At 32.6% G+C, this 23788-nt stretch carries 41 protein-coding genes and 1 tRNA gene; 13 read left to right on the top strand and 29 right to left on the bottom strand.

Translation table 11 applies throughout. From position 1 onward, the window contains the following. Positions 1 to 145: 145 nt before the first annotated feature. The 4 genes from NSED_RS02165 to NSED_RS10215 all read right to left on the bottom strand — a co-directional run bounded on the left by NSED_RS02165 (position 146) and on the right by NSED_RS10215 (position 1944). Positions 146 to 1204 carry a baeRF10 domain-containing protein gene (locus tag NSED_RS02165; RefSeq protein WP_014964605.1) on the bottom strand — a complete coding sequence of 353 codons (1059 nt, stop codon included), beginning with the start codon at positions 1202 to 1204 and terminating at the stop codon, positions 146 to 148. 87 nt (positions 1205 to 1291) lie between these two features. Next, on the bottom strand, positions 1292 to 1432 hold the full coding sequence (locus tag NSED_RS10410) for a hypothetical protein (RefSeq protein WP_016940070.1): 141 nt from the start codon (positions 1430 to 1432) through the stop codon (positions 1292 to 1294). 178 nt (positions 1433 to 1610) lie between these two features. Continuing rightward, positions 1611 to 1784: a hypothetical protein gene (locus NSED_RS02160; protein ID WP_016940069.1), complete on the bottom strand. Its 174-nt coding sequence runs from the start codon at positions 1782 to 1784 to the stop codon at positions 1611 to 1613. Beyond that, positions 1777 to 1944, bottom strand: coding sequence for a hypothetical protein (locus NSED_RS10215; protein ID WP_016940068.1), 168 nt, complete (start codon positions 1942 to 1944; stop codon positions 1777 to 1779). The genes NSED_RS02160 and NSED_RS10215 overlap by 8 nt, the downstream gene beginning before the upstream one ends. A 101-nt stretch (positions 1945 to 2045) precedes the next feature. On the opposite strand from NSED_RS10215, the gene NSED_RS02155 reads away from it, so the two are divergent. Next, complete coding sequence (locus NSED_RS02155) at positions 2046 to 2474, top strand: Fur family transcriptional regulator (RefSeq protein ID WP_014964603.1); 429 nt, start codon at positions 2046 to 2048, stop codon at positions 2472 to 2474. A 76-nt stretch (positions 2475 to 2550) separates the two neighbouring features. Next, positions 2551 to 2868, top strand: coding sequence for a hypothetical protein (locus tag NSED_RS02150; protein ID WP_014964602.1), 318 nt, complete (start codon positions 2551 to 2553; stop codon positions 2866 to 2868). A gap of 63 nt (positions 2869 to 2931) precedes the next feature. On the opposite strand, the gene NSED_RS02145 is transcribed toward NSED_RS02150, so the two are convergent. The 7 genes from NSED_RS02145 to NSED_RS02120 form a co-directional block, all read right to left on the bottom strand. Next, the gene (locus NSED_RS02145) at positions 2932 to 3318 is read right to left on the bottom strand and encodes a DUF302 domain-containing protein (RefSeq protein ID WP_014964601.1); all 387 of its coding nucleotides are present in this window, start codon (positions 3316 to 3318) and stop codon (positions 2932 to 2934) included. Between the two features lie 39 nt (positions 3319 to 3357). Further along, positions 3358 to 3996 carry a hypothetical protein gene (locus tag NSED_RS02140; RefSeq protein WP_237737699.1) on the bottom strand — a complete coding sequence of 213 codons (639 nt, stop codon included), beginning with the start codon at positions 3994 to 3996 and terminating at the stop codon, positions 3358 to 3360. Positions 3997 to 4044: 48 nt separating this feature from the next. Further along, positions 4045 to 4227: a hypothetical protein gene (locus NSED_RS02135; protein WP_232212312.1), complete on the bottom strand. Its 183-nt coding sequence runs from the start codon at positions 4225 to 4227 to the stop codon at positions 4045 to 4047. Between the two features lie 13 nt (positions 4228 to 4240). Beyond that, positions 4241 to 4363 (bottom strand): hypothetical protein, encoded by a 123-nt coding sequence (locus NSED_RS10905; RefSeq protein ID WP_016940065.1) that lies wholly within the window; start codon positions 4361 to 4363, stop codon positions 4241 to 4243. A 16-nt stretch (positions 4364 to 4379) separates the two neighbouring features. After that, complete coding sequence (gene hsp20 / locus NSED_RS02130; protein WP_014964598.1) at positions 4380 to 4874, bottom strand: archaeal heat shock protein Hsp20; 495 nt, start codon at positions 4872 to 4874, stop codon at positions 4380 to 4382. Positions 4875 to 5297: 423 nt separating this feature from the next. Beyond that, on the bottom strand, positions 5298 to 5402 hold the full coding sequence (locus tag NSED_RS10695) for a zinc-ribbon domain-containing protein (RefSeq protein WP_232212311.1): 105 nt from the start codon (positions 5400 to 5402) through the stop codon (positions 5298 to 5300). A gap of 558 nt (positions 5403 to 5960) precedes the next feature. Continuing rightward, positions 5961 to 6452, bottom strand: a complete 492-nt coding sequence (locus NSED_RS02120) for a hypothetical protein (protein WP_014964597.1) — start codon at positions 6450 to 6452, stop codon at positions 5961 to 5963. 355 nt (positions 6453 to 6807) lie between these two features. On the opposite strand from NSED_RS02120, the gene NSED_RS02115 reads away from it, so the two are divergent. The 5 genes from NSED_RS02115 (at position 6808) to NSED_RS02095 (ending at position 9568) form a co-directional block, all read left to right on the top strand. Beyond that, entirely contained in the window at positions 6808 to 7092 is a 285-nt protein-coding gene (locus tag NSED_RS02115) for a hypothetical protein (protein WP_014964596.1), read from the top strand. Between the two features lie 158 nt (positions 7093 to 7250). After that, complete coding sequence (locus tag NSED_RS02110) at positions 7251 to 7814, top strand: hypothetical protein (protein ID WP_016940063.1); 564 nt, start codon at positions 7251 to 7253, stop codon at positions 7812 to 7814. Between the two features lie 212 nt (positions 7815 to 8026). Then, positions 8027 to 8623, top strand: a complete 597-nt coding sequence (locus NSED_RS02105; RefSeq protein ID WP_014964594.1) for a PEFG-CTERM sorting domain-containing protein — start codon at positions 8027 to 8029, stop codon at positions 8621 to 8623. Positions 8624 to 8630: 7 nt separating this feature from the next. Then, entirely contained in the window at positions 8631 to 8990 is a 360-nt protein-coding gene (locus NSED_RS02100) for a hypothetical protein (protein ID WP_014964593.1), read from the top strand. 143 nt (positions 8991 to 9133) lie between these two features. Further along, the gene (locus NSED_RS02095; RefSeq protein ID WP_014964592.1) at positions 9134 to 9568 is read left to right on the top strand and encodes a universal stress protein; all 435 of its coding nucleotides are present in this window, start codon (positions 9134 to 9136) and stop codon (positions 9566 to 9568) included. 130 nt (positions 9569 to 9698) lie between these two features. On the opposite strand, the gene NSED_RS02090 is transcribed toward NSED_RS02095, so the two are convergent. From NSED_RS02090 to NSED_RS10405, 3 genes are all read right to left on the bottom strand, one after another. Next, on the bottom strand, positions 9699 to 9995 hold the full coding sequence (locus NSED_RS02090; protein WP_014964591.1) for a hypothetical protein: 297 nt from the start codon (positions 9993 to 9995) through the stop codon (positions 9699 to 9701). A gap of 209 nt (positions 9996 to 10204) precedes the next feature. Then, positions 10205 to 11005, bottom strand: a complete 801-nt coding sequence (locus NSED_RS02085; protein ID WP_014964590.1) for a helix-turn-helix transcriptional regulator — start codon at positions 11003 to 11005, stop codon at positions 10205 to 10207. 96 nt (positions 11006 to 11101) lie between these two features. Then, positions 11102 to 11251, bottom strand: a complete 150-nt coding sequence (locus NSED_RS10405; RefSeq protein ID WP_016940061.1) for a hypothetical protein — start codon at positions 11249 to 11251, stop codon at positions 11102 to 11104. A gap of 106 nt (positions 11252 to 11357) precedes the next feature. On the opposite strand from NSED_RS10405, the gene NSED_RS02080 reads away from it, so the two are divergent. Next, on the top strand, positions 11358 to 11540 hold the full coding sequence (locus NSED_RS02080; RefSeq protein WP_014964589.1) for a hypothetical protein: 183 nt from the start codon (positions 11358 to 11360) through the stop codon (positions 11538 to 11540). A gap of 186 nt (positions 11541 to 11726) precedes the next feature. Next, complete coding sequence (locus NSED_RS02075) at positions 11727 to 11960, top strand: hypothetical protein (protein WP_014964588.1); 234 nt, start codon at positions 11727 to 11729, stop codon at positions 11958 to 11960. A 75-nt stretch (positions 11961 to 12035) separates the two neighbouring features. On the opposite strand, the gene NSED_RS02070 is transcribed toward NSED_RS02075, so the two are convergent. From NSED_RS02070 to NSED_RS02035, 9 genes are all read right to left on the bottom strand, one after another. Further along, positions 12036 to 12833, bottom strand: a complete 798-nt coding sequence (locus NSED_RS02070; RefSeq protein ID WP_014964587.1) for a helix-turn-helix transcriptional regulator — start codon at positions 12831 to 12833, stop codon at positions 12036 to 12038. Positions 12834 to 12883: 50 nt separating this feature from the next. Beyond that, positions 12884 to 13075 (bottom strand): hypothetical protein, encoded by a 192-nt coding sequence (locus NSED_RS02065; RefSeq protein WP_014964586.1) that lies wholly within the window; start codon positions 13073 to 13075, stop codon positions 12884 to 12886. 140 nt (positions 13076 to 13215) lie between these two features. Then, complete coding sequence (locus NSED_RS10375; RefSeq protein WP_162129645.1) at positions 13216 to 13368, bottom strand: hypothetical protein; 153 nt, start codon at positions 13366 to 13368, stop codon at positions 13216 to 13218. Positions 13369 to 13372: 4 nt separating this feature from the next. Then, positions 13373 to 13627, bottom strand: coding sequence for an Lrp/AsnC ligand binding domain-containing protein (locus tag NSED_RS02060; protein WP_014964585.1), 255 nt, complete (start codon positions 13625 to 13627; stop codon positions 13373 to 13375). A 592-nt stretch (positions 13628 to 14219) separates the two neighbouring features. Beyond that, positions 14220 to 15140: an ectoine hydroxylase gene (gene thpD, locus NSED_RS02055; protein WP_014964584.1), complete on the bottom strand. Its 921-nt coding sequence runs from the start codon at positions 15138 to 15140 to the stop codon at positions 14220 to 14222. Positions 15141 to 15142: 2 nt separating this feature from the next. Beyond that, positions 15143 to 15532 carry an ectoine synthase gene (locus NSED_RS02050; RefSeq protein WP_014964583.1) on the bottom strand — a complete coding sequence of 130 codons (390 nt, stop codon included), beginning with the start codon at positions 15530 to 15532 and terminating at the stop codon, positions 15143 to 15145. Beyond that, entirely contained in the window at positions 15529 to 16824 is a 1296-nt protein-coding gene (gene ectB, locus NSED_RS02045; protein ID WP_014964582.1) for a diaminobutyrate--2-oxoglutarate transaminase, read from the bottom strand. The genes NSED_RS02050 and ectB overlap by 4 nt, the downstream gene beginning before the upstream one ends. Further along, a complete protein-coding gene (gene ectA / locus NSED_RS02040; RefSeq protein ID WP_014964581.1) occupies positions 16821 to 17324 on the bottom strand; it encodes a diaminobutyrate acetyltransferase in 504 nt (167 codons plus the stop codon). The genes ectB and ectA overlap by 4 nt, the downstream gene beginning before the upstream one ends. A gap of 4 nt (positions 17325 to 17328) precedes the next feature. After that, the gene (locus tag NSED_RS02035) at positions 17329 to 17706 is read right to left on the bottom strand and encodes a hypothetical protein (protein ID WP_014964580.1); all 378 of its coding nucleotides are present in this window, start codon (positions 17704 to 17706) and stop codon (positions 17329 to 17331) included. Positions 17707 to 17813: 107 nt separating this feature from the next. Between NSED_RS02035 and NSED_RS02030 the strand changes: the two genes are divergently transcribed. The 4 genes from NSED_RS02030 to NSED_RS02020 all read left to right on the top strand — a co-directional run bounded on the left by NSED_RS02030 (position 17814) and on the right by NSED_RS02020 (position 19686). Then, positions 17814 to 18305, top strand: coding sequence for a mechanosensitive ion channel domain-containing protein (locus tag NSED_RS02030; protein WP_014964579.1), 492 nt, complete (start codon positions 17814 to 17816; stop codon positions 18303 to 18305). Between the two features lie 117 nt (positions 18306 to 18422). Beyond that, positions 18423 to 18608, top strand: coding sequence for a hypothetical protein (locus tag NSED_RS02025; protein ID WP_026090024.1), 186 nt, complete (start codon positions 18423 to 18425; stop codon positions 18606 to 18608). Positions 18609 to 18730: 122 nt separating this feature from the next. Further along, positions 18731 to 18856, top strand: a complete 126-nt coding sequence (locus NSED_RS10900) for a hypothetical protein (RefSeq protein ID WP_016940055.1) — start codon at positions 18731 to 18733, stop codon at positions 18854 to 18856. A 164-nt stretch (positions 18857 to 19020) separates the two neighbouring features. After that, on the top strand, positions 19021 to 19686 hold the full coding sequence (locus tag NSED_RS02020) for a DUF5667 domain-containing protein (protein ID WP_014964578.1): 666 nt from the start codon (positions 19021 to 19023) through the stop codon (positions 19684 to 19686). A gap of 294 nt (positions 19687 to 19980) precedes the next feature. On the opposite strand, the gene NSED_RS02015 is transcribed toward NSED_RS02020, so the two are convergent. The 6 genes from NSED_RS02015 to NSED_RS01990 form a co-directional block, all read right to left on the bottom strand. Beyond that, on the bottom strand, positions 19981 to 20793 hold the full coding sequence (locus tag NSED_RS02015; RefSeq protein WP_014964577.1) for a ParB/RepB/Spo0J family partition protein: 813 nt from the start codon (positions 20791 to 20793) through the stop codon (positions 19981 to 19983). Positions 20794 to 20972: 179 nt separating this feature from the next. After that, positions 20973 to 21074, bottom strand: a tRNA-Ser gene (locus NSED_RS02010). 56 nt (positions 21075 to 21130) lie between these two features. Then, entirely contained in the window at positions 21131 to 21577 is a 447-nt protein-coding gene (locus tag NSED_RS02005; protein WP_014964576.1) for a cupredoxin domain-containing protein, read from the bottom strand. 26 nt (positions 21578 to 21603) lie between these two features. After that, the gene (locus tag NSED_RS02000; RefSeq protein WP_014964575.1) at positions 21604 to 22605 is read right to left on the bottom strand and encodes an RNA-guided pseudouridylation complex pseudouridine synthase subunit Cbf5; all 1002 of its coding nucleotides are present in this window, start codon (positions 22603 to 22605) and stop codon (positions 21604 to 21606) included. Next, positions 22602 to 23162 (bottom strand): cytidylate kinase-like family protein, encoded by a 561-nt coding sequence (locus NSED_RS01995; protein ID WP_014964574.1) that lies wholly within the window; start codon positions 23160 to 23162, stop codon positions 22602 to 22604. Before NSED_RS01995 ends, NSED_RS02000 begins: the two co-directional genes overlap by 4 nt. Continuing rightward, a complete protein-coding gene (locus tag NSED_RS01990) occupies positions 23159 to 23788 on the bottom strand; it encodes an EMC3/TMCO1 family protein (RefSeq protein WP_014964573.1) in 630 nt (209 codons plus the stop codon). The genes NSED_RS01995 and NSED_RS01990 overlap by 4 nt, the downstream gene beginning before the upstream one ends.

Raw genomic sequence — 23788 nt, 5'->3', positions numbered from 1 at the left:
AAAAATTTACACATATTGATCTTATTTCAAATGAATTCTAATTCTTATTATTGATAATTATTGTTTTACATAAAGAAATCACAGAATTAAAGTGGATTCTAGGAATTTTTGAGTATCTGTATTTAATGTACAATCATGAATAAAATTATGTTATTTTGTATCGAAGTATGGCCAGGACAGAGTTGTCAATGTCTAGTTTTTTTATTATTTTTGAGGAAACTGCAAACTCTATTTTACAGGAGGTATTTTTTGCAATCTCTAACATCTTCATTATTTTCTTGAATTGTGAATTTGTATGATAATTTGCAGAAACAATTAGGGTATCTACTGCGCCAATTTCTAATGCTTTGTAAATTACATCATTTCTTTTAGCAGTTAGTCCATCTTTGACTAGAGTCTCGTATTTTTCAATTAGTTCTGTAACATATTTTCGTCTGTGCTGATACAAATGCCGAATTATTTTTTTGTTAATCTCCTTCATAGATGTAGAAAAGGACAAGTTTTCTACAAATCGGCATTTTTTTACCAATTCTGAATTGAGTTCATCATAAAACTCGGTTTTTGCAGGTCCAATTCCACCCAATAAAATTAGCAAAGAATTCGAATCCATCTCTTTGACTTTGTTTGCCACCTTCTTGAAGAAAACATGGATTTTGGTTTGTCTTGCTCTGAGGAACCTTCCCTGACTCTGTCCCCCCTTGCGATGCCTGCCTTGCAAATCAATTCCAAGCTTAGCCTCTTGAATTATTTGACTGCCATGAAATTTTTGAATTCTTGCAGATTTTTGATCTAGCGTTACCAGTAAGACATCATAATTAGTTTCCAAAATATCATTGAATGGTTTGATAAATGGCTTTTTGCTTGCCATGTAGACGTATGGCAATTTTTTTGAAGTGCCAATAACTTTGATATCGACTTTGCCGTTTTTTATCCATCCAAAGATGCACAGTGTTTTGGCAAATTTCCCTACAGAGACAGGATTTTTTTTAAGTTCAGCAATTTTGTTTTCAATTTTTGACTCTATTCTTTCCAGAGTTTCGTTTCGCTTTGTTTCCTGGAGTAGTGATATTGTGTCTTGCCCCTTTCCATAGGGATAATACACTGATACACATTGAGAATCAATCTTTTTTATTTCATGTAGAAATTGGTTAATTGATATCCACTCAAGCGGGGTAATCTCTATAGGCCCAAGAGTTGTTTTCATTTGCTTTTTCTAGAAAATAACCAGTCATAAAGCATCCTGTTTGTTAAATCCCAAGTTACCTAAGCAATATTAGAAATTAAAATGAATTTAGAGAGATTTTCGGAGTGTATCATTAACTATTTTTGAGAAACTAACAGATTTTGATGATTTTTTAATCTCCGCTGCTTGTTTTGAATATAGTTTTTTTAGATTATCATCACTTAATAGCACAGTGATTCTTTTTGCCATTATTTTTTACTCCTTGATTTTGTTCTCAAAAGAGCACTACAACAAGGACAACGAAACCCGGAAACGGTCATAAAAATACTACACAATGTGCATCTCTTTTGGCCATATCCATATTTGGAGCCATTGGGAATTTTTTCTCCCTTGAGACTGTCGCATACTCCTTTACAAACAAATCCCATTATACTCCAATCTCCTCAAAAGATTTGTGACAACAAGGACAGCTAGAGTATTTTGAAATTAGTTCTAAATCACAGATCTTGCAGTATTTTTTAAAGGTGTTATTTCCTGAATTTCGAAATTCAGCATTTGCATCATAATACCCACAAACACTTCTACAAGAATGCTCACTCATCATAATTTTTCTCCATATCAAAGAATGAACCGCAATCCTTGCAAAAGATGCCATGATTTTGTATTTTGACGGCTATATTGCCACAGTCAATACAAATTCTAACTGCGTTGTTTACAGTCTTTTTGTTTAATTCTAGTTGTGTATCTTGAAATGCTTGCATAATATTATTAGGAATTATTCCTAATTAAGTGTTATTATTAATTAGGAATTATTATCAATAAGGAATAGTTATTAAATAGTAGTATATGTGAATAATAGTATATGCAGCAGATAGAACAGATCGTCGCATCATTAAGAGATGAAGGGTTTAGAATTACGCCTCAGAGAATGGCAATAGTAGACTATCTATTAAAAACAGAGGACCATCCCAGTGCAGAGCTTATCTACAAGGTTGTAAGAAAAAGATACCCAATGGTAAGCCTGTCTACAGTATACAAAACATTAGAGTTACTCAGAGAGAAGAAGCTTGTTAACGAAATAGAAGTTGAAGGGGAAACAAGATTTGATGCACATACTAATGAGCATATCAATCTTGTCTGTTTAAAATGTGGAAAAATAGATGATCTTGATGAAGCATCTCTAAAAGACATTCAGATCAAAGCTGCTAAAAAATCAAAATACCTAATCTTAAAGAGCAATTTTGAATTGCATGGTTATTGCAATGATTGTAAATCAAAGATGAAAATTTAGAAGTTATTTTGTGATTTCAAATCTAAAAAAATATCTTTCCTTTTATCTGGTGAACGCGTAAATACAGTGAAAGGAAATGTTAACAGAACAAACAGAAAAAAGATTGTCACGACGTACACTAATGGCAATAATGATAACAGGAATAGCTGTAATTACAGTATTCACAGTAACGCCTTGGAACATTATTCCAACTCAAATTACTGAAGATGTAACAGTACTAGCAGTTACAGAATACGGTTGTGTTGGAGAGTCTCAATATGGTGTCAGCGTAGTCGTGTCTGAGTGTGATGCTCAAGTTGGAGATATAGTATCTGCTACGTTTTATGTTCCTTCAATGGAAGTTAATGGATACTATGACAGACTAAACGATAGAGTTGAAATGGTTCAGCCATAATCTCTATCACTTTTTATTTTCAAATTTACAAATACTAACTTTACTCTTAAGAGATAAAATTAATTATTTTACATCATCGATGATTTTGGTTAATTTTGTTTCAATGTCTTTTCCCATCGATTCTAATTCAACATTTGATGCAACAAAAAGTAACTCGGTAGGCTTTGCCAAGCTGATATAATTTTCGCCGTTTTTCTCAAACACTGCAATAGTGCAAGGAAGTAAAAGACCAATGTTTGGATCTGAATCCAAGGCTTGTTTTGCTGCCTGAGGGTTGCATACTTCTAATAATTTGTACTCATGTGGGTATTCTACTCCTTTTTTTGCAAAAATTGCCTTAAAATCTAATATTCCAAGAACGCCAAATTTTATTTCTGAAAGTTTGGCAGTAATTTCTTCAATTACTTTATCGATATTTTTCTGGGTTTTTACAGTATAATTAAATGTCAACTCGAATCATTATTTTTACCAAATGCACATAGTTATGTTTTATTCATCAATTACTTCAAAATTAATAGAAGAATATGAAATACCTTCATCACTTCTAAAAGAAATTGTCCATGTTCCAAAGAATTCACAGTCAAGGCATTCTCGTAAATCACTTGATGATACAGGAGTGAAATAGTGGTTTACTGCGCTTTTTGATCCATCAAAAGGAAATGAATGGTGGATTTTCCCATCAGGACGAATAAAATCAATTGTGCCCTTTGAATTCACCGGAATTTCACTTCCAATTAGAAATACAGTATCATCTACACCATATGTTCCATCTAAAATAGCAAATGGTCCAGAATACAAATTTTTTGAAAATATTTCAGATTCAGAGTTTTTTCCAATATTTTCAAATTCTAAATTCCTAGAATCCACAGGAGCTAGCGATTCAATGCTTGTATCACTTAGAACAAAACTAAGAAGCATAGCTATTAAAACGGCGATTATAGGTCCAAAAATAATTTTGGGGATTTTGATATTCAATGTCAAATCTCCCTTTTTGTTTTGCCAGTATGTTTTAGCATTTTGAGTATTCACCAAAGCATTTGTTACACAAAATTTCATCAGACTCTGTAAGGTATACAACAGTATTGCTTGTCCAACATTTATGGCACAGCCCCAAAAAAGTTGGAACATGTGGAGAGGATGAAATCCCCCACATGTTTGAATTAGGTGTTTTATGACTTATGCAAGAGCTGCTACTGTATGACATATGTTCTCCTCACCGTATATGCATTGACTGTGGAATCTGATTTCTGTAGGATTTGTGCATTTTGTACAAACTAGTTGGATAGGTTGATCACAATGAAAACATTGCTTTTCAACATCCAACTCTCCTCCGCATTGTCTACACAGAGTGTCTGGCATTTTTATCACCACCTCAAGGGAAATTTCTCCTGCCAATCTTCCATTTTGAAATAACTTCTTCAGAGTATGAAGAAATTTTTTCCACAGAAGATTTTACAGAAGACTTGATTTGATCTATTGGCGTATTGTTTCGCATCTTCTTCCCTCCTAAATTACTCTACAGTAACCATCTTTCCTTTGGGTTTTTCTTTTGCAAGTGTCAGAGTCACTTGTAAAACCCCGTTTGTGTATTTGGCTTTTGCAGAGTTTTCATCTACTTTTGATGGTAGTGGGATTTTCTTTTCGTACTTTCTGTCTTCATGTTCTGCTGAGAGCAAGACGAGTTTATCTGACACATTTAACTTAATGTCAGATTTTTCAATTCCTGGCATCTCAGAGACTATCTTGAGAGTACTGGTTTTTTCATCTACTGAAACATCAACATATGGATCTCTTACTGTAGAATCAGTTAGAGAGTTTGAAGGTTTTGTGTTTCCCCATTCAGTTACATGAGGAATACCGTCCTCTCCTACAGTCTTTACATAACCATAGTAGTAGGGCCCAATAGTTTGAATATTGCCTCCTCTGGGATTTTCGAAGACATCACCCACTGAAAAAAAGGGATTTGACAATCTTCGAAATGCTGTTTCGAATTGGTCATCAAACATCTTTTAATCACCGAATTAATGTAATAGGGATTACAAAATATAAATTTTTTGCAGAAATCATCCATAAATAACATATTGTCATAGATATTACAATATTTAGATTTCAAGGTTTCAGGCAAACTAGTAAATGAAAATTAATCACATACAAGCAATTCTGATTTTGCCATCAAAATCTAATTTGTCTTAATAGATGAAGGTTTTTCTTTCCGTATGGACTTTACCAACTAGGTTTTGCCTACAAACCTTGTAACGGCAAAACAAGACACAAATCCATAGATAAAAACTTGACGAGTAATTTGTTCTTGAATAAATTGTAGATTAGTGCGTATTACAGCAAATAAGGGTGAGAAACAAGATGACATAGGTTTGCCTATGATTGTGAGAATAAATTGAAAGTAGATGAACATGGAATTATTTTAAGATCTAAATTTCAGTATCATCATAACCACTTTCCCTACCACAGTGAGGACATGTTCTTTGGTTTTGAAAAAGTTCTTTTCCACAATTTCGACATGATTGAGGTTTCACAAAACAATTAGCATTTTATTTAATTTAAACAATAGTTTTATCGTAGGTTCAAATTTTTAGGATTTTGGACCTCTCAAACATAAATTATAATTTTTTTCTATTTTAGATTATATTTTTATGTCTAAAATTGTAATGGCATCTCTTATTACAAAACCAATCAAGGCCACCCAAATATTCGACACGATCAGACTTGCCACAAAAGGTGCATTTTATAAAATGTTTCATGTTTTTTTCTTTGTTCATAGTATTTCTAGCCTAACAACAGAGTATTTGAAAATTTTATTTACGTTTTTGTTTTACATAAAAACTTGAAAGTATCACATCAGTTAATCTATCAAATTCGGATGTAAAATAAATTGCATAAGAGTATACCATAACATTATTGCGTTGCACTTATACAAGAATGTGGTTTGAAAATTCTAAACATTTGTTTGATTTTTTACAAAAATAGTCAGATAAACAAAGAATTCAAGTCTACTTATTCTACACACAAAATTTGATTTTAAGATTCTATTTTGTACCAAAATAGGAATTTAGCAAATACTTGACGGGTTTTAATTAAATTTGTAATTCTTTTAGAGCCATTCTTGCTGCAATTCGGGCAGTCTTAGATGCCATTAGTGCTTTTGCAGTTTCATTTTCTGCCATCTTAGCTGCACGAATTGATGACTCTATTTGTATATTGTATGTTTTTTGATATTTTTTTACAAGGTGCGGATTTGTCATTTTCTTTGATGTAATCAGTGCTGAATTAGCTGATTTTCTTGATGCTATTGCAGCATGTTTTGCATTTCTAGTATGAGTGATTGTTTTTGATGTTTCTTTTTTTACGGCAGCTAATCGAGATTTTGCTCTAGATTCTGCCAATTTAGCTCCTTTCATGGCCTTATCTGTACTTGAAATTACACTTTGCATAATCTTACTTAATTCCACAATATGTTCAGGGTGAATGTTTGATTTTTTTGATAGAATTTTTTTGGATGTATTTCTAACTATTTTTGCATTATGAATTGCTCTTGTTGCATTTTCAATATGAGAATCGATATTCATACAGTTTCTCTTACCATGACAATAGAATTTATGCCTATGTAAAATTGAATCTTATCTGGATTTGTTTTACTCATTACTTATCAAAATCTTTTCAATTATTTCAATTTTCATATGCTGGTACTGAAGATCCCATAGTGATATTCACATTAACATTAGTATGATCAGCATACGAACTAGGTATAGAAGAAATCCTTAATATGAAAACAAATAATGCAGAAATACATAAAATTCTTTGTAGATAATTTATCATGATCTTATTTTCTAAAATAATACATTAAACGACGCTGACAATTCTGTACATCTTCTTTACATAAACATCCGTTCTTCTTAATTAGCTATTTCACCATAAAAAATTATGAGTGAAAAAATCAAGAAATCTAAAGAATCAGCATGGAATACTGTTGCAAAAAGAACTGTCATAGCAGCAGAAAACAAACCAATACCGCAAAAAACAGTTGCGGATAAGAAAGGAAAGGCCATTACAAAAGAAGCTTACGATAATGCAGCAGAGCGAACAGTCACCCCTAGTGGTAAAGGTCCAAAAACACTATCTAAAAAACCTATTAAAAAAGGAAAAGAAGTTTCAGAAAAAGCTTTCAGTGAAGCAGCAGAACGAACAGTTAATGGACGAGAAGCTTGATCACCTTTAGATTTTTTCTAACAAAATATAATTTTGATAATCATCTAGTAAGTTTACAATACTTACCAATATGTCAATTATATTATTAGATATGTTCATCAAACACACCGTAATATCAGCGTCAGTTAATACTGTAAATATCATAAAACATACAATACATGAACAATAAAATAAACAAACTAAGTATGATCATAGTCTCAATAATAATCGCATCGTCATTGAGTCATGGTTATGCATTAGCAGAATCTGAAATAACTTTAGTTTTAGAAAAAACTGTTTTTGAACCAACTGCGAGAATATTTCTTACAGGTACAGTAGTTCCGGGAGATGCATTCTATGAACTAGTTACAATTGTAGTCTATGACTCAAATGGTAATAAAATAATTCAAGACCGAAGCAATGTAGAGGATGGTAAATTTTCTGCCTTGATCACTGGTCCTTTAGGCTCGTTTGACAAAGGAGTTTACGGAATTGAGGCCTCACATGTGTCTGCAACTAACAAAGCCCTAATTGTAATTGGAATTAACGACTTGGTACATGATCAATCAACAGGGATGTATTTGACCCCCTTGAAACAAATTGAATTAGGTACAAATGCTGCACAAGTTATTTGCATGGATAAGCACATGCTAGTTCAGAGCAACCACAGAGATTCAGTTGCATGCGTTGAACCATTAACTGCGATATCTCTTGAAACACGAGGATGGGGAACCCTCTACTAATTTTTATTTAGAATTGAAAATTAGACTTGAGATTAGGAAATGAAAACTAGACTTTTGATAATTCATTCTATGTGATGTTTATTCTTCAATGTCGGATGTCCATTTTTAATAATTCCAACATTGACAATTTTGTCCATGTTAATTTCAAATATGTACATTAAACCAACATTCATGTCAGCGTTAGTTAATAATCTATAACATGAGATAATGTATTGTCAAAATCATTTAAAATACACCCAAAGAAAATGAAGTTTATTCATGGTTTCTCTATTGTTATAGTTTCATTATTTGTTCTATCTAGTTTTAGTGTGAATGTTTTTGCTCAAGAAGAGATTATTTTAACTCCTCTTAGTCTGGGTGCAAATCACCTGGGATCAATGATCAAAATAGAAACTGTTTCAGATGATGGCTCTACTTGGATATTCGTTACATCTACAGAACCTGTAGAGAGAGAACATATGACAATCAATGTAAGATTTACAGATAAAAATGGACAAGAAATAACAGATGTAAACTATGACATAATTGTAACTCAAGACGATCAAATTATTTTGGATAAAACTATGGTTAACCAACAAATGGGCATCGGAGATCATCTTACTGAAGAATTGCCTAGTAATGAGAATGTAAACATCAAGATAACACTGCAAGGAACGGGAGCAAATATTCCTATAACTGGACCTCATGGAGAATCTCTTGAGATTAAAGTGGTTCCTGAATTTGGAACAATTGCAATGATGATTTTGGTTGTGTCAATTGTAAGTATAGTGGTAATTAGTACCAAAAGCAAGTTATCTCTCAAACTGTAGATTAGATATGCCTGTCTATGGAGATATGGATTATAAGCTACCATTTAGAAAGGTAATTGGGCCAATATTGAGTAAAATTGTCAATCCTAAAGTGTTAGACATCATAAAATCCAAATCCATCGCACCTACTTTTGATCCCAGTATGAAAACTCTGATGAGGATAGTAAAATTTATGCTTGAACATCCTTCAGAAGGAAAAACACAGATGGCATTAGATACCAAACTAAACTATGCAAGACTTGCAAAACATGTTGTCTGGATGGAAAAAAAAGGCCTTGCTAAATCTACAATTTATGATAATAAAATCCACATCTCATTAACTAAAGATGGTAGAGACTTTGCAAAAATAATTGCAAGAATTATCTAATTATTTTACAATTCTTACCAATATGTCTACTATATCATCATGTTTGTACGTCAAATACACCATCATATCAGGAGTTAATAAAGAAAATTTCATAAAATAAACAATGGGATATATTCAACATGCAACATAGTTGGTTTTAACACATGGAATTACTCTTTCGACATATTCTTGTACCCTATGATGGAACAAAGCCTGGAGATAAGGCATTTAATAGTGCAATTCAACTTGCAAAAAAATTTTCTTCTAAAATCACTATCCTTGCTTGTATGGAAAAAAACTCTACCTTTGGATTTTTTGATACAAAATCCGAAAAAAAAGACATGAAGAAAAGAAATGAAGTAATGGAAAAAAAGTTATCAGAATTAGAACAGATAGCAAAAGAATCCAACATTCAATGTAATTCAAAAATTTCTAGTTGTAACGTTGCCTCAACATGTATCATATCTTATGTAAAATCCCATAAAATCGATCTAATTGTTATGGGTAAATCCTCTAAAGTCAGTCCTGAAAAAATTTACCACGATAGCACCGTAAATCATATTTATGTTAGTGTTAAATGTGCAATGTTAAACATTTGAGGAGCGGTTTTATTTTAACCTGAATACATCATATGATATTTACAATACCTATTTTTGTTGTTTTGAGCATAATTACTCGCATAATTTCTTTGTAAGCATATCCATATTACAAAAAGCTAAATTAGAGAAACTATAATTTCTCACATTTTCCACCAACTTTCTTCCAGCTCTTTCCACCCTGACGCTTGCATTGGGATTTTGTAATTTTCCTAGATATGACACCCTTGCAATTTTCTTCAAGATAACATGTTCCCACAATTGTAGTATGTTTTTTGTGTGTGATGTGTTTTTTATGAGATGTTTTTGTCTTGATTCGTCCCACTGAAAGTGTAGGGGCTTTTTTTACAATACGTTTACGTTTAGAAATTAGAGGTTTTTTTATTTTTGGGATTTTTGGTTTTCTAATTGTAGGTCTTTGTATAGACATGAATAATATTACTCAATTAACTATTAAACTTATTCGTGATTATAAAATTTAAAAAAATAGACATATGATTTTTTAATGATGAAAATAGAACAGTAACATGGTAAGAATTGTTGAATGTTTTAAATGCGGCATTACAGAAAAAGATGCAAAATTAATTTATTCAACAGATAAACCTGTGCTATGCGAGAAATGTTCTAAATCATTGTGATTTATTCTTTTAATTTGCTCTCTTTGAAAACATCAGAGCCATACCAGCAATATCTGAAATAATCAAGACACCATTCATGAAACATTGGATCATCTGAATAGAACATTTCACTAATATCAGACTCTCCATTTACTGTAGGAAACATTATGCATGCCTCTTTCTCATTCATTACAAGAACTGTTTGAACATTTTTTGTCATTTTTCTTTGAATCAATCCATCTTCCATTAATTTATCAAACCCTAATTTCTTAAGAAGTGCCTTCCTTCCTTTTGGAACTACTGCAGATTCAGAAAAAATGTAATCAAATTTTATTCCTTTCTTGACTTTCTTTATGAGTGGCTCAATCAGATCTAGAGGAACTTCTGATAATATTTCGTATATGTAATCATCAGAATTTTTGTAAATATTTTTCCATTGTTCTATTGTTTTAGAAAAACCCTTAACACGTTGACACACTGCTAATTGGCCACAACGCATTTGAAATTTGTGTGGAATTTCTCCAAAATTGTGCTCTTCAAAATATTTCCTGTTTTGTGTAAGAAATACTAACGATGGGACCTGGGTACACACTATCTGTCCAAATGTCGTTAATGTGTATGTTCCATCAATTTTCTTTTTTATTAACCCATTTTCTTCTAGTCTTGTGAAATTTCTGTGTACTTCCTGTTTTGTTGCATCAATTTCTTTTGCAAGTGCAGTAGGAGTCAAATTTTTGCTTGACAATCTAAATAAAATATTCAATCTTTGAGAACTAGCTAATTCCAAAACATAGTCAGCAGTTTCATCAATCAAGTCACCCATTAGAAACTCATTATAATTTTGAAAGATAAAAACTAGAGGGAAATAAGCTGTAACTAAGAAAACAGTTTCAAGTTTTTATAAAAAAGAGTTGTGTTGCTAGCTTAAGATACCGCTAGCAACTGAATATGCTCCAATGCCAACTCCCATCACCACACCGATTCCCATGCAGATAAGATCGAATTTTACGACCTTTTTGAAAGGGGCATGAACCATTTTATCCCAGTTTGAGATTTGTTGTGATTTCATGATCATATTTAGTGATAGTTATAGATAGAATCAGGTAAAACTAGTAGATTACAAGTAAGCTATGCAGCTGACCAAGATATATTGCAAATTTTGATGTACTTGTATTATGAGAGTTGATAGTTGTAGAAAATGTGGAATGGAACTAACAATCAAACAAGAATGTTCAATTTGTAATGAACCAAACAAGTTCAATTGTAAAGAATGCTATTTTGAACCAGAAGAGCAAATTCATTCATTATGCAGATTAGTAGATATGAATCATAACCCATTAATTTCAGAAACAGCATAATGCCAAGAATTGCAGGTAAAAGACGGTAAAAGTAACAAATAGGGCAAAACAGTAACTGCAATCAGCTTCAAATATGATTTTCAGCTAATTATTTTACGAGTCATAATAAAACATTAGTAAAAATAGTATCCATGAAGCATATCTTAGGATTACACATAGTTAATTTGGAATCAGGAGATTTATGATATGACATATTATGTATCAAAAATAAACACCGTCAATGATAAATCAGAAACATGTGTTAATTGTGGAAAAGCGCATTTAGAAACAAACATAATTATTGAAAAATCTGGAATGGACACTTTACTTTGTCCAAACTGTGAGACATTAATGGTAGTAACGAATCATTCAGATAACAAACCGAGATTGAAAGTTAAAGAAGGCGAGACAGTTACCATTAGACATAATATAAGAAACTGAATTACAGAGGGATTTGATTGGTCGATTATCAAACTCAATGTATCAGATGTGGAAAAAAGTCATTCAAATGAGTAATTATTTATGATTATTCACTCTGGAAATATTTTTTGCCTTTTTCCAATAATACTCAAAATAATCAACAGCCCAATCTAAGAACATACCACTATTTCCATAAAACATATGTCGAAGATCAGGTTGACCATCAAGAGTAGGGAAGATTATTCCAGCTTCTTTTTCATTTAGAATCAATATTGTTTTAGTGGTTGTAATTTCCTTTCTCTCAATTTTGTTATTCTTGATTAAATCATAATAACCTAATTTTTTTAAATCCGATACCCTATCTTCTGGTTCCTCAAGATCACTGGTCACTATATGACGATATTTTACACCGTTATTGACCCTCTTTATCAGAATTTCATCCATTCCAGAAGGAGATTCATTAATCATATCATTAATAAATTCTGTAGAATTTTGATAGATTTTTTTCCATTTATCTAGAACATTAGTAACGCCTTTGACATGTTCACAATTTTCAAGAACCCCCAATCTACGACTAAATTTAGCTGGCAATATTCCAATATCATGGGTTGAAAAATATTTTTGATTTTTAGTTACAAAAAACATTATTGGCATTTGGCTCAACATCAATTGTCCTGTAGTAGTAATGTAATAATGCTCATCAGGTTTTTTAATTACGAATCCAGAATTTGATAATCGTTCTAGATTTCTATGAATTTCTTGAGATGTTACATCTAATTTTTTTGCAAGCATGGTTACTCTATGAGGCTTAGAGTTTAAAGCAGATAAGATTCTTAATCTTTGTTCACTTGCTAATTCTAAAAAATTAGAAGACACAATTTCAAATTTATCCATAATAAACAAATTATATGATGATGTAATTTAAAGCCTTATTAGCACACAAATTATTTTTTAGGTTTTGATTTTTTTTTCTTAAACCTGGATGTGTATTCATGAGCTAATAATACTGGAAATGATGTATATTCAATAGCTTCATAAAATAATTTTATTTGGGAATTTGGCAAAGATTTTAGATATTTACGCACATTTTTCTCTGTTTTAAGATAATCATGATTAGGATCTAAAAGATTTTTCATGAGATTATTATCAATTATTAAGATATAACAAATCATAAGCTAATATAGATAATTTCAGCTCAGGTTATTGCCAAATTATTTCATAATAAATAAAAAACAGGGTTATAGAGTTTGTTTTGCTCTAACGCTTTTTGGAATGTCTAATGTAAGAGATCATCTAATTGTCCATCTTTAACCATATTCAAAACAAATGATTCCACTTCAGTAATTCCACAACGAGGAAAATGTTTGGACTTGTATTTTTGGTTTTGTACAACTATTGAATCATCTAACACAAATATATTTAATTTCAAGTGTTCAAACATTTTGTTTCATAATCAGGGGTGGTGCATCATGTAAAGTAATAATATTTCGTATATCATCTAGCGGACGTATACTAGACAAAATAAATTGGATGGCATCATCTGGTGTTGATTTTTCAACTTTTACAATACAATCATATGCACCGTGTACAGGCACAGCTTCTCGTACACCAGACAGTTTACGAATAGTGTTTGCAACTTCAGTGTTTTTATGAATCGCACATGTAAGAAGCAAATAAGAAACTCCCATAAACCACTTACAATAAAATCATTATTATTAATTCATAAGCTAAATTCATGATATTACCTTTTTTTGTTTACAGATGTTTATATTTTATAAAAACCAATGTTATGTTGATGAATTTTGAAATTCTAGTCTTTCCTTTGCAGATAAATAATTTTTAATATAAAAAAATATTTTTAGATGAATGACTTTTATTTTTGATCACATATCATGATAAAGACAATACTTAATTTTATCATCATAAGCTTAATTTCAATTAAATAGCTAAAAAGGTATTATGAATTACACATTTGATATTGTTTATGTGGAATCTTCCTTATGCTGCGTCTTCTATCACCACACACAAAAAGTTTTGACAAAAAACTTACATTGCCGCATTAAGGAAGTAATTCCACATTTGGTGCATAGGGTCGTGTTGTAAAAACAGAAAAGATTGGATCTTATAATGTAGTCAATTTTGCATCATCTAGACAACATACATGATGTTCTTACCCTACATGAGGCACCACATAATTAAAAACAGAGCCATTTGTTTTAGACATGATCAGAAATAATTAGATCGAATAAAGCGTTGTTTTGTTTTTAGATTTATTAGAATCTATTTTGAATCAAGAAAATTATCAACAGGCTCAAGAGGCAAAAATTCTCTTTCTGCAATATAGGTAGGTCTGGGATTTAAACCACAAAATGGATCAACCAAGGTATTATGGATGCTATTATAAACAAAAAAGGCATTACTTCTAGGATAAGGCGTGATATTGCCGTTTGAACCATGCATAATATTACAATCAAAAAAGATTACTGAACCTGCATCTCCTTTTGCAGATACAATCTTACTTTTTTCAACCATTTGTTCTAGAAATTCTTTTTGAGGAGTGCCTATTTCCTGTCTTTTTAGAGATTGCTTATAGTGTTCATCAGGTGTTTTCCCACTGCAAGATACAAATTCCTTATGTGAACCAGGGATTACCATCAAGGGTCCATTAAATTCATAATTTTTAGTCAAACTAATTGAACATGAAACAGCACGCATGTTTGGCATACCATCCTCAGAGTGCCATGTTTCAAAATCAGAATGCCAATAGAATTCTTTACCATCAAATCCAGGTTTAAGGTTTACACGGGATTGATGAATGTAGACCTTACTTCCCAAAAGTTGTTGTGCTATTTTTAAAATTCTCTTATCTCTACAAAGTTTGCCATATAGTTTACTAATTTTATGAATTTCAAAAATAGAACGTACATCTCTTTGTGTTTCTTCTAAAATGAATTGAGGAAGATCTTTTTTTATTTCATCTTGTGAAAGAGAGGTAAGCTCATCAAACAGTTTAGTTATCTCATCAGAAGAAAATAAATTTTCAAATATTAGATAACCATTTTTTTCAAAAAAATCTACTTGTTCTTTATTTAATTCATCATAAGAATCACAATATACAACAGAGTTCGTTCTTTGAATAATTTTTGATTCAGAACTTGTTCGTGTAGGATAAGAATCCAAATAAAACTTATTTTCAGCCATTATCAAGATCCAGGATTGATCAAAGGATAAACGCCATTCTCGTCATGTTTTTCAGGGCCAACCAATGCAGGATTAAACACACAAATCATTCTCATTTTTGAAAATGCTCTAAGAACATGTTTATCATGTTTATCTAAAGCATAAACTGTGCCTGGATTTATGTTGTGTACAGTTCCATCATCTTCTTGTATCTGACCAGTTCCCTCGATACAATATACTGTCTCAAGATGATTTTTGTAGTAAATTTCAGTTTCAGTGTCAGGATAAAGAGTTGTTTCATGAAATGAAAAACCCATGTTATCATCTTTAAGAATCAGTCTAATACTAGACCAATTTTCCGAATCAATTTGACGTTCTGTTCCACGAAGAGATTCAATATTTCGCACTATCATTTTTGAACAACCCAATCTTCAAGTTTTTTCTGAAAGTCAGATTGACTCATCACTTGTTTAATGCTTTTTTCCAAAATATTTAATCCCCCTATCAAATCATTTTCATTGATTGTCAAGGCGGGAAGAAGTTTTACAACTTGATCATCAGACCCACATGTTTCAAGAATCAATCCATTTTCAAAACACCTTTGTTGAATTGCACTTGCCAGATCTTCTAGAATACAATCAATTCCATAGATCATTCCTTTTCCACGAACTTCAACATCAGAGGAAATATTTTCTTGAGCAATTTTTTCAAGCCTAGTTTTTAAAATATTGGATTTTATTGCAATCTCTGCTTCTAATTCCTGAGTAGTCCAAAAATTATCAATAGTAGCCCTGGCAGTAACAAAGGCCATGTTGTTTCCTCTGAATGTTCCATTATGCTCCCCAGGTTTCCATTTATCAAATTCGGGTTTCAGTAAAAGTAATGAAAACGGTAATCCAAACCCACTAATGGATTTAGACAAAACTATAAGATCAGGCTCGATTCCTGAATTTTCAAAACTGAAAAAGGTACCTGTGCGACCACATCCTGCTTGAATGTCATCTACAATCATTAAGATTCCAAATTCATGACAAAGATCTTGTAATGATTGAAGCCATTTAGAGCTTGCAACATTAATTCCACCTTCACCTTGGACTGTTTCCAAAATAACTGCAGCTGGCATATCTATTCCACTACTATTATCCTCCAGAACACGTCGTAGGTAATCAATGGTGTTAATTTTCTTTCCCATGTAACCATCATAGGGCATAAATGTGACATCATTTAGTGATGTTCCTGCACCACCTCTATGATGACTATTTCCTGTGGCAGATACAGAACCTAAAGTTACACCATGAAAAGCATTTGTAAATGAAATAATATTGGTTCTACCAGTTACTTTTCTTGCAATTTTTAGTGCTGCTTCTACTGCATTTGTTCCAGTAGGTCCAGTAAACTGAATTTTATAATTTAGATTCCTAGTTGCCAAGATATTTTTTGAAAAGGAATTCAGAAATTCTTCTTTGGATTTTGTAGTAAGATCTAAACTATGAATTATTCCGTCTTGATTCAAATAATCAATAATCTCTTTTTTCAAAATAGGATTATTATGTCCATAATTTAATGAGCCAGCTCCACACAAAAAATCATAGTATTTATTTTCATCTTTGTCAAAGAGGAACGGACCTTTTGCTTTATCAAACATTACAGGATAAGATCTACAGTAAGATCTTACTTGAGATTCAATTGTATTGATTCGTTTCATGCAGTAACCTCCAAAAGACTTTTTTGTATTGGGCCAATTCGTATCAAATCTTCAGGCTCATGATTATGTCCCAAGATTTCAGTTGAAAACAAAGGTGATTTTGTAAAGTCAGCGTCAAGTTGAGAGGCAAAATTCTGTAAAAATTTCAAGGATGCCTTGTTAGAAGGAGTGACTGTGGCCTCAACAAACTGTACAGTGGGATCTGTTTGAGATAATGCTTTTAAGACAAGTTCTTTTGCTATTCCTTTATTTCTGAACTCATCATCTACTGCGGCCTGCCAAACAAATAGAGTGTCAGGATTTTTTGGAGAAATGAAGCCGGAAAGAAAACCAATGATTTTAGAATCAGATTCTGCAACTACACAGGTTTTTGAAAATTGATGGCAAAGCAAAACATAAAGATATTTTGAATTTTCATCAAGAGGTTTGTTAGAATTTACCAAATTCCATATGGAATCAGCATCGCTTACTAATGGTTCTCTGAAAATAATTGAAGACATTTCCTTAAATTAGAATTTTTTTGATGTTTTCTCTAGATACTTGGTCGATTTCTTGCAATTTTTTATCAACTACAGCATTTGCATCTTTGGTAACACCAACATAAAATGGCAAACGTTTTCCATAAGAAGGTCCGGTACCCATTGCTTGTTTGGATAAGACAGTTATTTTTTCTGTAATATAATCATGTTCAAACGTATTAGAATCAGCAACAATTGCTAAATGATATACTTCGTCTTTAGAATCCCATCCAACAACATCAGGTTTGATACCTTGAATGTCAGGAGGCTCTTCAAAGCCATTACATTTTGCAGTTAGAACTTCTAATCCATTAGTTTGAAAACATTCTGCTAGATTTTTTACCAAATCGTTATTTTCAGTCATTGAAATCTTTTGTAAAAAGAATTAGTTAATATTTTGTCAGCAAATGTGTGTAAATTAAGCTAGAAACAATACAGATTCTTTTATTCTTTATCAAATTAGTTAGAAAAATGGATAGTAATGTAATGTATGCAATTATTTCAATTGTAATTACCGCACTAGTTTTCATCATTATTAAAATAGTAGAATTCACAAAATTTAGAACATTATTAGGTTCAGGAAAGGCCACAGGAGTAATTTTCATAATCATCGCAATAGCTGAAATCATGTATGTTTCTGCAACACTGAAAATTCTAACCCCGGCAATAGAAGTCGTCACATCCCTCAGTGTTATTTTATTGTTTTTCACATTTGTATATTTGAACAAACTACAAAATGCAATTTCTGGTATGAGTATTGCTCTAGGAAGAAGAATGAATGTGGGAAGTGAAATCGAGTTTGACAAAAAAAATGGTAAAATAATTCAGATCGGATTGACAAAAACAATTGTTGAGTTAGAGGATTCAAGAATAATGCTTATTCCAAATAAAAAATTCGATGAAGAGGTTATAGTGATTAATAATTCACAAAAACAAAAATTATACAAACAACATAAAGATTGATTCTGAGATTAAAAATAGATCTTAACATGTTCTATAAGATTAGAATTAATAGTCCAGACTAATTAGCTGTTTCTAATTTTAGTATTATTTTTAAGTTAATTTATCTACTGTATATCTATGCATAGTAATTCTTGTAGAATATGTGAGTCAAAGTTGGAAGTTGAACACATATGCAAAGTATGTGAGGAGCCAACAAGATTGTTTTGTCATACATGTGGAATAGAAGCAGAAAAAATTACTCACCCTGCATGTCTTGTAATTGATTTGAACAGACTTGTTGTAGAATCATTACGCCAAAAATAATTTTTTCTTTTTTAGACTATCTATTTCGCAAGCAGCGGATATATTTTTTGACAAAAACACACAACGTTGTATGTGGGGAATCAGGTGAAATGTATTATAACAAATAAGAAACGAGTTGCAACATGATTGATTATTACAAATATCTAAGATGCCCCGAATGTGTAGAAAATGGATTGTATTGTAAGCCTCACAAAATCGAAGTAGAAAAATTACTTGCAGAAGAGGAATCAATGCTAACTAAAACCTAAGAAATGGTAACAAATGTGTAAGTAAAAATAACATCCATGTCAGCGCGGCTTAATACACTATTTGCAATTATATTAACAATGACGAGAACAAAACAAATTCTAATACTTCCTGTATTAGCAGTATTGGTTTCTACTCAGTCATATTAGGAAGACACTGCTTTAGTATGAATCAATATAGCATCACAGCATTACTTACTATTTCATTATTGATAATGACAATTCCTAGTATCTATGCTCAAAGTATTGATGATCTACCTGAACCTGGAACCACTCCTGACTCATTTGTATATGGATTCAAAAAAGCATTTGAAGGATTAGACTTGGCATTTACATTTAATCAAAACGATAAAGTTACAAAACATCTGAAATTTGCAGAACTTCGACTAAGTGAAGCAAATGCAATGGTTCAAAAAGGAATGCCTGAACAAGTTGACGATTTAACAAAAGACTATGAAAAACAAGTATCTGATGCAAAGAAAATTGCAGACTCTGCATCAAAAGCTGCAGACAAGGCATCTTTAACTGAAGATATAGTGTCTGCATCATCCAAACATGTGGAAGTTCTAACTGAACTCAAAGACACACTTCCAGAACAAGCACAATTAAGAATCCAAGTGATAATCGATAATTCTAAAAAAGACATTGGTATTGCAATGAAAGAACTCTCAAACTATGCTGATGCTATGGAAAAATCAGAAGAAATGAAAAAAACAGCTGAAGATCATAAATCCAACTCTACAGGAACAGAGAAACAAGATGTTGAGTACAAAGATGATGCCATGGTAAAGTCAGAAGAAATGAAAAAAACAGCTGAAGATTACAAACCATAATCTAATTTTTAAAATTACAATTTTCACGCATACTTGCGTCCACTTTTAATCCCATAATGGTGGTAGAGTTCCCGCGCCGGGAGGGCGATTTGTCAGATCACATTGACACTCCAATAAGAGTTAGGCACGACATACAGCAAAAGGAGGGCATCAAACTAATTTAACAGAACTTTTTGGTTGTGTACTTTGAGCGGGATTTATGAAATTAGTTTGATGCCGTGCCCTTTCATTTATAACGAAAGCATGGTTCCAAGAAATTTCTTGGTTATGTGGCATTATTTCAAAAATAATGAATTATTTTCTTTTGCGCTTAAGGTAGTCTGAAATTATTTTTAATGCCAACTCGTCTGGTGTCAATTCTTTTTTGTTTGATCGAGATGCAAGCTTTCTTGCATTGGTCTTTGATAGTTTTATAGATAAATTCTGTTTGATTCTCATGTTCTTTGCTCGTTTAATCAGCTTTTGATGCGATGATTTTGGTGATTGGGATAATGCCTGAAGATATCTTTTTCGTAAACCTGAATCTAGTTTGGAAATTCTATCTGCTATTTTTTGTGCTTTTGCAATGTTAGGTATTATTAGATATAGTTTTGTCACCTCATCTCGAGATAACAATTGAGGCACCATCGACTTTAATTTGTCTGGAACTCCTGCAAATCCCAGATATTTGTTAAGGGTTGGAATAGACATTCCCATTGATTTTGCTGCAGATGATTTTCCAACATGTTCTGTCAAAAATTTACACGAATCTGCAATCTCTTTGTGATTCATGTCTTTTCTATGTATATTTTCAACTACTGATGCGGCCTTTGCATTCTCAAGATCATATGATGTCTGTTTTGTAAGCACATGCACTGGTATTTTCTTGGCGCCTAATCTCTTTAATGCAGCTAAACGTCTTTGGCCTGACATTAGCAAAAACGTGTTTTTACCTTCTTTTTGAACCAAAGGTGGATTCAACAGTCCTTCATTTTTTATTGACTTTGCAAGTTCTGCGATGTTTTCTCTGTCAAGCTTTCGTGCCTGTGCCTCTTTCCATATTTTGATCTGCTTTATTGGAATCTCTCTTAATCTGTATGATATAGTTGGTTTGTATTTTCGCACCATTATTTTAAACAGGACCTCTATAATGTAATCATTGGTCTATTGAAAATAATCTCAACTCTAATTCTTTCAACTAGTTTTCAATTAATCAAGTTAAAATTATGATATTCATAAGTACTTCGAACCTTTTACTCTTGCAGTCTAAAGTGAGATTTGTAACATTGCATTAACACTTTAAAAAATGGCGCCGGGAGGGAGATTTGAACTCCCGTTCCCTTGCGAGAACGCGCTTTATGGTTAAACAATTTCCAGGCGCGCGCCCTACCAGGCTAGGCGACCCCGGCACAAGTCTTGCGACAATTGTATTGAAGAAAATGCGATTATAAATTATGTTACTGAGTTATTTCCAAATTGTTATCGTTGTAGATTTTTCGACATTCTTTCCTACATCATCCATTCCTTTCACAGAGATTTTGTAGAGTCCTTCTAAAGCTGTGTCGCCATCATTTTTAATTTGATTCCATGAAAATTCAATTTCATCACCAGGATCCAAATTAGATATTACCTGAGCAGATACAGGAGTATACATCAGTATTCCAGACAAGCCGGTAATTCGTAGTCCATATGAGGCATCAGAAAAGGTTAACGGGACTGTTCCAGAATTTACAATTCGAATGGTTATCTCTTCACCTTTCTTAAAATCAAACTTTTCAGTAACTATAGAAACTGATGGACCATCAACAAAAACTAGCTGGCCGGTATTTTTAACATCGATTAGATAAACTCCAAATCCAAGAGCTGCAATCACACCAATTCCAATAAAGATTACAAGGCTTTTTGCTAACAATTTCTTTAGAATAATTATTTGATTTTTTAATCCTTTGGAGGAGTGGGTTTTGTCCTCCACTTTTTAGGATATGTGTTAGGAGCCATAATGATTCTCTTTGTTTCAAATGCATAACCTTTTGTTGCATCACGAATTTCCTCTTCAGACATTGTTGCCTCAGCTAATGCGACTGCCTCTCCTTTTTGGGTATAAACTCCAACAATATCTCCTTTCTTCAAATTAGGAGAAATTTTCAAGATTCCAGGAATTGCAAGTTGTGCACCATGGCACATTGCATCAACTGCAGAATCGCGAATTATCACAGACTTTAATTCACTTAGTGCTAGCTCAACAGGTTTGATCATCTTCATTAGTTTGCTATCATCTTTTTTCTCCTCCCACAATGCAAATGCATCTGCAAGTTCGTGTAGTGTTACTAATCCATCGCGTTCGGAGAACTGATCAACTCTGGTTCTTCTAAGCTCAACCATTGTGGCACCAGGCCCTAGTATTTCTCCAATGTCATAGTATAGTTTTCTGATATAAGTTCCAGCCTCACATAGGATTCTCGTTAAGAGCAGTCTTTCTTTTTGTTCTATAATTTCAAACTCGTAAATTGTTCTGGTTCTAGTTTGTCTGAGAACTGCAGAACGTTGAGGAGGTTTTTGGAAAATTTCGCCTCTGAACATATCTACAACTTCTTGCAGTTTTTCTTTTGATGGAAGAGAGTGAACACGTCCTAGTGCATGATATTCTTTTGGACCATAAAGTAAAACACCTAATGCCTTTGTTGCCTCACCCAATCCCAAAGGCAAGACTCCAGAAACCTGAGGATCTAGTGTACCACTGTGACCAATTTTTGGGAGTTTCAGTAGACGTTTAGTCCAAGCTACTGTTTCATGACTTGTAGGGCCTGGCGGTTTGTCTAAAAGAATAATTCCATAATTTAGTAATTGCTCAATTGTTCTTTTGTCATAATATGTTCCGTATGCATCATCGGTGATGTCCTGATCAATTTCAATTAGATTTTCTAGTTGCTTTAGAGTCATAGTAATTTTCTCACAGTTTCTTTTGTTACATCAATTACTTGTTGTGCTGTCAAATTATCTGTATTTATTATCAAGTCAAACACAGATTTATCCTCACCGAAATCAAAGTTGTATAGTTTTTTGTAAAGGGCCTTGTTCTTGTCAAATCTTTTTTTAGTGATCTCATAGGCATCTTCAGGACTCATGCTGTCTCTGGATTGCATTCTTTTTGTGCTGCTTTCATGAGAGCCTTCCAGCCAGATTCTTATCCCGTCTTTGATTAACCATGGCAAGGTATAGCTGGTGATTACCATTCCACCCTTTTCAAAAAGAGCAATTAGTTTCTCATCTAGCTTCTTATCAAATTCAGGATTCTGTTCGCGTTGGTTAAGAAATTTCATCCCTTCTTCAGTATCCCACCAGTCATCACCATGAGAATCAAATCCATGTTCATTTGCCATCTCCTTGAGCACATCACCGCCGCTGAGATATTGTAATTGAAATTCTTCTGCTAATCCTTTAGCAACAGTTGTCTTTCCTACTGCGGGAGGACCAGATATGACGATAGATTTGGTCAACTGAGATCCATTGAGGTTTTTGTAAGTCTCATGATAATCCCACTAAATGCAATTGATGAAAGGAAATACCAAGCCCACAGATACAATGCATTTTCTTTACCAAAACAAGGATCACCTTCTATTGCTGCATGTTCCGCTGAACATGTCAATTGGAACATGTCGCCGGGAATTACATTTAGCGGAATTGGAGATATTGCAACAGTATAAGAAAATAGTGCAGGCAATACAAGATAAAATATCAAAATAAGTGGAACAAAGGTAATCATCATAGGTCGCATATTCATCTGCATCATCTCCATTGACATTTTGTTCATGTATGATGATTTTTTTCCTAGCTCTGCAATCTTTGCTTGATCTTTTGCTCTCATTGCAGCCATTCTTTCTTTTTGCCAAGCTTTGGTTTCTTTCATAATGCGTTTTAGTTTCACACTATCAACCATCTTCTTTCGTACCCCAGAATTAAACAGATTTAACAATATACCAAACCCAGTTACTGCAAACATTGAAAGAACCACTCCTTTGATCATAGGATCATCACTTCCCAAAGCCTGTCTCCCTTCACCACCAAAGATATCAAACTGCAGGGGGATAGACTCGATAAATAGTAGAATAAAGCTGAAATCCAT

It is taken from the genome of Candidatus Nitrosopumilus sediminis, from assembly GCF_000299395.1.
Lineage (GTDB): Archaea > Thermoproteota > Nitrososphaeria > Nitrososphaerales > Nitrosopumilaceae > Nitrosopumilus > Nitrosopumilus sediminis.
This window is presented reverse-complemented; position numbering and strand designations above follow the sequence as displayed.